7 protein-coding genes are annotated in these 10,465 nt (G+C 50.4%); 3 read left to right on the forward strand and 4 right to left on the reverse strand.

Features of this window, described 5'->3' with window-relative positions; genetic code table 11:
• Nucleotides 1–248: 248 nt before the first annotated feature.
• The 3 genes from B3K89_RS09865 to mmsB all read left to right on the forward strand — a co-directional run bounded on the left by B3K89_RS09865 (nt 249) and on the right by mmsB (nt 4,261).
• Entirely contained in the window at nt 249–1,346 is a 1,098-nt protein-coding gene (locus B3K89_RS09865; RefSeq protein WP_293895546.1) for a sugar-binding protein, read from the forward strand.
• A 145-nt stretch (nt 1,347–1,491) separates the two neighbouring features.
• On the forward strand, nt 1,492–3,012 hold the full coding sequence (locus tag B3K89_RS09870) for an ATP-binding cassette domain-containing protein (protein WP_293895543.1): 1,521 nt from the start codon (nt 1,492–1,494) through the stop codon (nt 3,010–3,012).
• A 61-nt stretch (nt 3,013–3,073) separates the two neighbouring features.
• Nucleotides 3,074–4,261, forward strand: a complete 1,188-nt coding sequence (gene mmsB, locus B3K89_RS09875; RefSeq protein WP_293895540.1) for a multiple monosaccharide ABC transporter permease — start codon at nt 3,074–3,076, stop codon at nt 4,259–4,261.
• A gap of 103 nt (nt 4,262–4,364) precedes the next feature.
• On the opposite strand, the gene B3K89_RS09880 is transcribed toward mmsB, so the two are convergent.
• From B3K89_RS09880 to B3K89_RS09895, 4 genes are all read right to left on the reverse strand, one after another.
• Entirely contained in the window at nt 4,365–5,459 is a 1,095-nt protein-coding gene (locus B3K89_RS09880; RefSeq protein ID WP_293895537.1) for an ABC transporter ATP-binding protein, read from the reverse strand.
• Nucleotides 5,460–5,614: 155 nt separating this feature from the next.
• The gene (locus tag B3K89_RS09885) at nt 5,615–7,408 is read right to left on the reverse strand and encodes a heparinase II/III domain-containing protein (RefSeq protein WP_293895534.1); all 1,794 of its coding nucleotides are present in this window, start codon (nt 7,406–7,408) and stop codon (nt 5,615–5,617) included.
• A 2-nt stretch (nt 7,409–7,410) separates the two neighbouring features.
• Nucleotides 7,411–9,009: a response regulator transcription factor gene (locus B3K89_RS09890; RefSeq protein WP_293895531.1), complete on the reverse strand. Its 1,599-nt coding sequence runs from the start codon at nt 9,007–9,009 to the stop codon at nt 7,411–7,413.
• Entirely contained in the window at nt 9,000–10,388 is a 1,389-nt protein-coding gene (locus tag B3K89_RS09895) for a sensor histidine kinase (RefSeq protein WP_345907348.1), read from the reverse strand. The genes B3K89_RS09890 and B3K89_RS09895 overlap by 10 nt, the downstream gene beginning before the upstream one ends.
• Nucleotides 10,389–10,465: the final 77 nt, after the last annotated feature.

Consider the following 10,465-nt stretch of genomic DNA (forward strand, 5'->3'; position numbering starts at 1 on the left):
CCAATGGGGCTTCGGCCCCAATTTTTTCCTTTGACTGATGCTTGTCTTCGCTGAAGCATGCAATGAGAGAAGTAACGTTACCGCAAACATCCATCCATACGCCTCGTCGTATAATCCTCAGCCAAACACCTTTATAAAAAGCTTGACGGCTCATTTCACCGATGATAGAGTTAGTTAGACATCTTTTGGATGGTTTTGTTTTCATGAATGCGTTATCGTTAACGCATGAAGCTTTAAGGAGGCTGTGTATGAAAAAGTTGCTAGTAGTGGGAATGGTCCTGTTATACGCAATGACCATGGTTTTTGCTGCAGGTGCTGCAGAGAGTTCGTCCTCAAAAGGGATGATCGGCGTCGTTATGCCGACCAGGTCCGAGGAGCGCTGGAATAAGGACGGAGCGGCGGTAAAGTCCGGTTTGGAAAAACTTGGTTACAAGGTTGACCTGCAGTTCTCTGACGACGATATTCCCACCCAGGTTCGTCAGATTGAGGATTTGATTACCAAGGATGCAAAAGTGCTCGTAATCGCTTCAATCGATGGAGTGGCGTTGAGTGATGTTCTGGCAAAAGCTGCAGAAGCCAAGATTCCAGTAATCGCGTATGACCGCTTGATCATGAAGTCCCCGAACGTCGACTACTATTTGTCGTTCGACAACTACGCCGTCGGCCAGCAGATGGGTGACATCCTCATCAAGGGTATGAACCTCGACAATCCTAAGAAAAAGCCGCTTTTGATCGAACTCTTCGGTGGATCTCCTGACGACAACAACGCGTATAAGTTCTATGACGGTGCCATGGATAGGCTCAAGCCCTATTTTGACAACGGTACGCTCAAGATTGGTTCAGGCCAGCAGGGCATGGATACAGTCGGTACGCTGCGCTGGAGCAATGAATTGGCAATGGCCAGAATGGAAAACCTCCTCTCGGCCTATTACACCAACCAGACGCTCGATGGAATTCTCTCTCCCTACGATCCGATCAGTCTTTCAACGCTTGAAGCTTGCAAGGCCGTTGGATATGGCACTGCCGGCAAGCCGCTTCCGATTGTTGGTGGACAGGACTGCATCGTCGCTTCCTGCAAATCGATTCTCGCCGGTGAGCAGTATGCAACCATCCTGAAGGATACCCGTGTGCTTGGTCAGGCCACTGTTGAGCTCGTGGATACCATCATGCGCGGACAGGTTCCCCAGGGACTCGATACCACCAGTTACAACAACGACTCCATCAAGAACGGCAAGCCGTATATCGTTCCCTCCGTTCTGTTGAAGTCTGTCATCGTCACAAAGGACAACCTGAAGGCTGAAGTAGTCGATACCGGCTACCACACTGCTGCTGAAGTTGGTCTGTAAGAGTATGTATCCGGCTTCTTCCATGAAGCCGGAACTGTATCGCATGATCGCGAACCCGGTGCCATCTGCCTGCGGCTGAATTGGAATCGGGTTCCGGTCTGTCTAGCGGGGGACCTGAATGCCTAACAATTCTATTTTGCTGTCGATGAAGCATATCACCAAGATTTTTCCAGGTGTGAAAGCGCTTGATGACGTCAGTTTTGATGTCAAAGAACGTGAAATACATGCCTTGGTTGGAGAAAACGGCGCCGGAAAATCTACGCTGATGAAAGTACTGTCGGGTGTATATCCTTATGGCACCTATGATGGGGACATTTTCTTCGAGGGCAAGCGTTGCACGTTCTCCAGCATAAGGCAGAGCGAGCAGGCTGGAATCGTCATCATTCATCAGGAGTTGGCGTTAAGTCCCTATCTCTCCATTGCAGAGAACATGTTCATCGGTGATGAGAGGGCAAGGTTCAATATCATAAACTGGGACAAGACCCGTGAAGATGCAATGAAATACATGCATCGTGTCGGGCTGCATGAGAACCCCAATCTTCCTGTGAACAAGCTCGGGGTGGGCAAGCAGCAAATGGTTGAGATCGCAAAAGCTTTGGCGAAGCATGCCAAATTGCTGATTCTTGACGAGCCCACTTCCGCACTCAATGAGAAGGACAGCAAGCATCTGCTTGAGATCCTCAGGGAACTCCGAGACAAGAGTAATATCTCTTCGGTGTTGATTTCCCACAAGCTCAACGAAGTCGCTGCCGTAGCCGATTCCATTACGATTCTGCGGGACGGCAAAACGATTGAGACGCTGGATGTTGTTCAATCTGAGCAAGGGGCTGTTTCAATAGGTGAAGAGAGAATTATCAAAGGGATGGTGGGACGGGAAATTACCGAGATGTTCCCCAAGCGAAACAATCCCATCGGAGATGTTTTGTTCGAGATCAAGGATTGGACGGTTCAAAATCCTGATAATCCGGAGCGAAAGAAACTTGATGGAGTGAATATCAATGTTCGTGCTGGCGAGGTCGTCGGTTTGGCTGGTCTGGTTGGTGCCGGACGTACGGAACTTGCCATGAGCGTTTTCGGCCGGGCTTACGGTGAGAATATCACCGGCAAAACATTTATCGGGGGCAAGGAAGTCGATATCAGTACGATACCCAAGGCAATTGAACAAGGTGTTGCCTATGTGCCCGAGGACCGAAAGGAACTTGGCTTGGTGATGATTCAGAACATCAAGGAAAATACGACGATTGCCAAGTTGAAGAAAATTTCCAATATGTCGGTGATCAACGAACATGAAGAGAATGTCGCGGCAGAACATTTTTGCAAACGTCTCAATACGAAAACACCAACTATTCTTCAGAAGGTGGGAAACCTTTCGGGAGGCAATCAGCAGAAGGTTGTGCTCTCAAAATGGTTGTTCACTGATCCAAGGGTTCTGCTCCTTGATGAACCCACGCGCGGCATCGATGTCGGGGCAAAGCATGAGATTTATACGATTATCAATTCTCTCGCTGCCCAAGGGATGGCGTGCTTGTTGATTTCCAGTGAAATGCCGGAGATTATCGGAATGTGTGACAGAATATATGTGATGAGCGAAGGTAAGATTACCGCTGAGTTGTCGGGACAAACGGCGACCCAGGAAGAGATTATGCGAAATATCCTGAACAATTAGGTAACACTGATCGCTTGGCGATGTTGTGACGTAGAATCCGGTATACGATAAGGAGTGTGGGATGAGTGTTTTGATTACGATTTTGAAAAAGAATGTAAGGCAATACATGATGGTCATCGCCTTGGTTGTGGCGATGATCGCATTTGGATTCTTGACGGACGGTATCTTTTTCAGACCGGTAAATCTGACGAACTTGGTGCTTCAGAACAGTTATGTTCTGATTCTTGCCGTCGGTATGTTGCTGTGCACCCTGACAGGGAACGTCGACCTTTCCGTGGGTTCCATTGTCTGTTTCATTGGTGCGCTGTGTGGCGTCATGATGGTGGATCTGCAGTGGAATCCGTACATGGCAATGCTGCTTGCGCTTCTTGTAGGTGCCTTGATCGGCATGTGGCAGGGATTCTGGATTGCCTTTGTGAATGTCCCACCGTTTATTGCCACCTTGGCCGGTATGCTTGTGTTCCGTGGTCTGGGGCAGGTAATCATGAAAGGACAGACCAAAGCCCCGTTCCCCAAGGAATTCCAGATGATATCATCAGGGTACATTCCTGACCCGCTCGGAGGCCTGACGATTGGAAATACGCAATTGCATCTCTTCACGTTGTTGATTGGTTTGATCATCGTCGCATTGATCATATTCGGCGAGGTGAAAAAACGAAAGAAGCAGAAGCAATATGACTTTGATATCCTTCCATCGGGGATATGGCTTGTAAAGGTGATATTCATAGCTGCTGCCCTTGTTGCTTTCACTGTTGTTTTCGCACTCTACAAAGGTTTTCCCAATATACTTATCCTGCTGGGCGTGTTGGTTGTTGCCTACCAGTTCGTTGCATCAAAGACTGTCCAAGGTCGTCATATTTACGCTCTTGGTGGAAATAGAAAAGCAGCGGAACTGTCAGGTGTCAAGGTAAAATGGGTGATGTTTTGGATTTATACCAATATGGCGGTCCTGGCAGCAGTGGCAGCGATGGTCTTTACAGCACGTCTGAACTCCGCCACCCCCAAGGCCGGGCAGAACTTCGAGATGGATGCGATTGCCGCATGTTATGTCGGTGGGTCTGCAGTCTCCGGCGGTATCGGAACGGTAATCGGGGCGGTTGTCGGTGGACTGTTCATCGGCGTACTGAACAACGGTATGTCCATCATCGGCATCAGTACGGACTGGCAACAGGCCATCAAGGGATTTGTCCTGCTTGCAGCCGTTGCCTTTGACTTGTATTCAAAATCACAATCATCGAAGATAGCGTAAAAGATTATTTCATTGAAAATGCATGACCCCTGTGAATTATGTGATTCGCAGGGGTCATTAAAAAACCGGCTCAGAAATGAGCCGGTGATTCAAAATGCATTGCTTATTTGATTACCTGTTCGGTCTCAAGATCAAAGAACTTTGCCTTGACCATGTCGGGAATCAAGGAAATCTTGGTGTCCGGAGCAGGAACAAGGGTGGGTTCAATCTTGCCGACAACCTGGCTTCTGGAAGTAGACACGAACACGTGGGTCTCGCTTCCGAGGGGTTCTACGACGCTGACGGTACCATCGATGGTTTCACCATCCTTGGGGGTGTTGCTGAACGTAACGTCCTCAGGGCGGATACCGAAGGTGACAGACTTGCCGACATACGGGGTCAACATCTTTTTCTGCTCGGCGGTAACCTTGAGACGGAAGGAACCTTCATTTACATAAATGTTGGAACCATCAGCTTCAACTGCAGCTTCGAGGAAGTTCATGGGAGGGGAGCCGATGAACCCGGCAACAAACTTGTTCTGGGGATTGTTGTACAGGTCGAGCGGTCCACCGATCTGCTGGATGACACCGAACTTCATGACGACGATTACGTCTGCCATGGTCAGGGCTTCAACCTGGTCGTGGGTTACGTAAATCATCGTTGCCTTGAGGCGGTTGTGCAAAGAGGAGATCTCTGCGCGCATCTGGACACGAAGTTTTGCGTCGAGGTTTGAGAGCGGTTCGTCAAAGAGGAATACCTTGGGCTTGCGGACGATGGCGCGGCCTACTGCAACACGCTGTCTCTGTCCACCGGAAAGAGCCTTGGGCTTTCGATCAAGCAGTTCTTCAATCTCGAGGATCTTGGCTGCTTCACGAACACGCTGGTCGATCTCTTCCTTGGGGAACTTGCGGATTTTCAGACCGAATGCCATGTTGTCATACACGGTCATGTGGGGATACAGGGCGTAGTTCTGGAATACCATGGCGATGTCTCTGTCTTTCGGGGGAACATCGTTGACGAGATTCCCATCGATGTAGATCTCACCACTGGTGATGTCTTCCAAACCTGCTACCATGCGGAGAGTTGTGGACTTACCACAACCGGAAGGTCCGACGAGGACGACAAACTGTCTGTCCTGAATGTCAATGTTGACATTGTCGACGGCCTTTACTCCACCTTCGTACACTTTGCAAACGTTTTTGAGTTGTACTGTGGCCATAATGCCTCCAATTTATTTTATCTAACGTTCACTTTACCCCACGGGATGTCCGCTGTCAAACAAAAAATGGGAATAGTTTTTGTTTGATTTGATAACTATAAATAAAGAAAAGAAATATATAAGCCAAGATATCATAAAAGACAATCGTTAGGAAATTATTGTATTCGAATAGCCAAATTTGTTTCATAGTCAATCAAAATCCTATACAGCGTCTCAGGCCAGACACTTCTCAGCCTTGCATCGGTGATGGGAATCTCTTCTACTGTAATTGAGAGGAACGGCGTTTGGATTTCGAGCGTTGCTGCTTCTCCCAAGGTTATGATGTTCTCTGTTACTGTCGGCCTCACCATGCACATCAACGTCAAGACGGGTTGTACCTCCCCCTCGACCGATTCTCTGAGGACGATCTCTTTTCCTTTGGTGTGGGTCACACTTCGCTGATAGGACTGAAGCGGACAGTTTCGGTCATAGGCAGCTGCAAGCTCGAGGGTGATGGTTGAAGTTTCCCCTTGTTCGAGCTTGAGTATTTTACTTTGGTACTCCTTGCCTGCAAGCTGCTCATACGGAGGGAAATTGGTTATGTTGTGGTAGACCGACCGCATTGTCCAAATCGAATACCGGTCCTTGGAAAAGGTCTGCTTGGTATATGTTTCCACCCCTACATCGACAAGAATCGGCTGGCTGTTCTTAAAGAGGGTGAAGCTGCCTGTATCGTTATGGTTGTGACTATCGTCATTGCCGCCGGCCTTCACTGCGAGTGCATAGACATCGTCCCTGCTGATACAAAGGCCGACACTTGGATAGTAGTGGTCCTCTTGTGACGGGAAGGATGCAGCTTTATCCCGCTTTGAAGCATGAACAAGTTCCAGAAGGCGATAGGTGAGGTTGATTTCGTTGGGAAGGTCCCTATCTTCCTCCTCTTTCAGATTGCTCGATGCGAGAGCGAACCGTACAAGCTTCTCATCCCCGACAGCCTCTGCAAAGAGGTACTCCCGGATGGTGCAGCTGCCGGCAAGGCAGGAACAATCGGAGAAGTTGAAGTAATAGGGCCCTTGTGCGTGAATATGACGGATATAGGAGGCGATGTTTCTGATTTTCGGCTCCTTGAACACAGGCTTCAGGGCATTGCCGCTTACATCGTTGAGAATATCCAGGCACACATACAGGCAGAGTCCTGCATGCCGATAGTATTGTGCTCCCTCGCTGCAGCAGCCGTCTTCGCCGTAGTCCTTGAGGAAGCAGTCGATGCCAAGAAGGGCTTTGGCAGCAACTTTCGCCCGGAATGCTTGGTCGGTAGGGAGCAGGAAGGTGCAGAGCAGCACGTTCTGCGTGCACCATACAGTCCAATTGTTCATCGGCTCCTCCCCGCTGCCCATCCACCAGAAATGTTCGGTATCATAGGGAATGAAGATGCGTTTTTCAATCTCACTGATGATTCTTTTGTTGAGCAGGGGGGAAATCGCTTCCAAGTCGTCACAGATGAGGGCATGGGTTTGGGCGAGCAAGGCACCGGTCTCAGCGCTGAACAAATCGATCACGGGTCGATTTGCATCAGGGAGAGGCAGCTGCTCGGCATCGCGGATATAGCTGTTGTGGGCCGGCAGGCACCAGGACGTCTCTTCGCAGATGGCCCAGATACCATCCACAATGGCATCGAGCAGGGCTTGATCAGGTTCCATGCAGTATCCCAACACCAAGGAGCCCAACAGTTTTCTCCGTTGAAAGTAAGGAGTTTCATAGACAACGCGGTTGCCCGTACGGGTGAAGGCAAGGTACTGCGTAGCCGGCAGGGGCGGAAACACCTGCTTTTGTGCCGACTTTGCCCGCTCGCGCACCAGAAGCGAATGCTTTGCATCGAGTGACATCCAGAAATCCCGGTCGCCACAGCGGGGGGCGGTACGATACGTAGTGAGAACGGGCGGAAGGTCGTTGATGTAGACGCCAAGCATGGTTAACTCCGTTTGCGCTGCAGGTGTTGCAGATATTGGCGAGGGGATATTCCCTCGACTTTCTTGAAGACTTTGCTGAAGTAGAAAGAACTCTCAAAGCCGAATGTATCGGCAACCTCATAGATTTTGTAATCGCCTTTTGCCATCATCTCCTTGGCGGCGGCGATTTTGACATTCGTGGTATATTCAACGAAACTGCATCCACTATATTTGGAAAAGAGACTGCTCAGGTAGTTCTGGCTGAATCCGAACAGGAGGGCAACTTCTCCCAAGTTGAGCTTTCGCGTCACATGCTCCTTGATGTACTGCTGGATGTTGGCCACCACTTTTGCCCGGTAGTCCTGCTTTCGTGATTGAAGCTGGTCAGCCAATCCACCGGCCAGCTGCCGGAGATAGGTACTGCACTGGGCAGTGGTGCCGAAGCTGTAAATCTGGCGATATCCTTGACTCTCTTTTGCAAATGCACTTTGGACGAGGTTCTGTCCATCCGGCAGCAACGTGATGGCCATATAGAGGATATTGCTTGCTGTTTCGACTGCCTGCAGGGCGGGGATGTTCTGGACCTGCAACTCCTTTGCAATATCCTCAATCACCTCGGCAAGTTTTTCTGCATCGAGCTCCTCGAAGGCCCTGGTAAGCCGAATCTTGAACGGATCGAGGTTGAAACTTGCATTTTCGTTGCTTTGGCGCTCAGCTATCAGGATTGTTTTTCCATCCGAACTACCAGCCATAAGCTGCCGGGCAGAGAGGAAGGATTCATTGAGATGGTAGGGGTCTTGGACCGTATGGCCTACACAGCAGACCAACTGCACGGAAAAGTAGTTGTAGATGACCTGCAAGGTTTTCTCCAGCACTTGGCGGATGATGGTCCGATAGTGCTGCGCCTGCTCATCGGTAAGGCAGAACGTGATGGCCAGATGATGCAAATCGAGGCTGGTGATATAGGTGGTCAGGTACCGGCCGAGCGTCTCCTTGAGCATTCCTATGGTGCTGTAATAGAGGTTTACCTCGGCTTCCTCCTGCTTTGACTGTATGTGCACATAGCAGACCGCATACCAGCGTTCATTGAATGAGATCTGCAGCTCCTGTTTCTGCGTCTCAAAACTTTGGCGGGAGTCGATCAGGCCGTTGAAAAGCCGAACGAAGAACTTGTCACAAAATGATTGCATGGCGCTGCGTTCAAGCAAGGGATACGTATAGCCCCGTTCGGCCTTGAGCTGCTCCAGCATCCCCAGAGCTTTTGTCACCGAGGACCGAAGGCTCTTCTCGGTCAACTCCAGTTTGACCAGGTAGTCCACCGCTTGGAATTTCAAGGCTTCCTTGACAAAGCTGAACTCCTCATAGCTGGTCAACAGGATGAACAGGGGGATTCTCCCGTAGGTTTTGGAGCACTCCTTCAAGACTTCCAACCCACTTTTAATCGGCATCTTGATGTCGGTGATCACCAGGTCTGGCCGCTCTTTTGCGATGGCGTCTTCCAGCTGCTTGCCGTTGCGGGCAACCCCAACCATTTCGATGCCGAGCTCATTCCATGAAAGCATGGATTGCAGTCCCACAAGCACCAACGGCTCATCGTCGGCTATGATCAATTTTACGGCCATGGCCGGCCCTCCTTGGTTCGTTTGGGCAAACGGATGATCGCCTTGGTGTATGATCCGACCACACTTTCGATGGATAGTCCATACTCCGCTCCGTACGTATACTCGATGCGTTTGGCGACATTGCGGATGCCTATTTCACGGAACATGCCCTTTGCCGGGGAACTTGCCACGGCAAAAACAGCATCAATGGTCTTTTGGTCCATGCCGATGCCGTCATCCCTGATGATCAGGCAGATTGTCTGACTGTTTTCCTCGTACGCTTCAAGCATCACCGTCCCGGCTCCTCCCTTGGGTTCGATGCCATGGAAAATCGCATTCTCAACCAAGGGCTGCAGCGTAAAGCGGGGGATGCCCAGAGACAGGAACCTGCTGTCGATCGAATTATGGAGTACCAACGTCCCCCCATACCGATATTTCTGAATCACGAAATAGTCATCAAGCAACGCAAGCTCGGCCTCCAGGCTGATGACCGGCTCATCGGCTTTGCTCACGTTCTTCATGAGCCGGGAGAGGCTTGTGGTCATTTCCGCTATGCCCGGTGCCTTCTGCAAGGTAGCCATCCACTTGATGGAGTTGAGGGTGTTGTAGAGGAAATGGGGATTGATCTGGCTTTGTAGCATCCGATATTCCAATTCCTGTTTCTTTTTTTCATCGGCGATGCGCCTTTCAAGCAGCGAATCGATGCGCAGCGCCAAGTCGTTGATCCCCTTGCCGATATCGCCCAGTTCATCATCCCATTCTATGGACGGGTCGCTGGAGAAGTCACTATGGGCGATGGCCTTCACCCTCTCCTGTATTTTTGCAATCGGCCGGTTGAACAACCGGTTGAGCAGCAGCGTCAAAAGCAGGCCGAACAGCAGGACGACGACCAGGATGATGGCAAGCAGTCCGAAGTACATCGTGCGCTCGAAACGGACCTTGCCTGAAGGGATGCTTTGGGAGAGCGAGATATCCTGAAAGCCGGTGGGACACGTAACCAAAAGATGTTTCTCACCTCGTATCCGTACTGAATTGACGGTGGTCTGCTCTCCGGCGGTGTCAAAATCCTGTTTGACCAGCTGAGGTGTCTGCATGAGGTTGAAGTGATTATCGCGAATCTCATAGAAGTGCTCACCGATGGTAAGAAACAGCGATGAATCTTCGCTGATGGTATAGTCTTTGATGAGGTCCAGGATCAGGGCGGCCGATACCGCCAGATAGAGCTGCCCGGTTACCTCGGGTGAAGAGGAGCGGTTGATGACCCGCCTGATCGGCAGCACCTGCTCATCCGTAAAAAGAAAGGGGTCTTCCCCGATGTGGCTCCAGCCTGCATTCTGCGTGTAGGATGCAGGAAGGACTTGTTGGACATTGGAGACCGTCACCGGCTTGCTGTCGCTCATGGAGAGCCCGGTATGAATCAATTTTGTGTGGTTGATGTCGGTGATGATGATCCTGCTTAGGAACTGTTAGAAAATAA

This window comes from Sphaerochaeta sp. UBA5849 (assembly GCA_002432715.1).
Taxonomy (GTDB): Bacteria; Spirochaetota; Spirochaetia; order Sphaerochaetales; family Sphaerochaetaceae; genus Sphaerochaeta.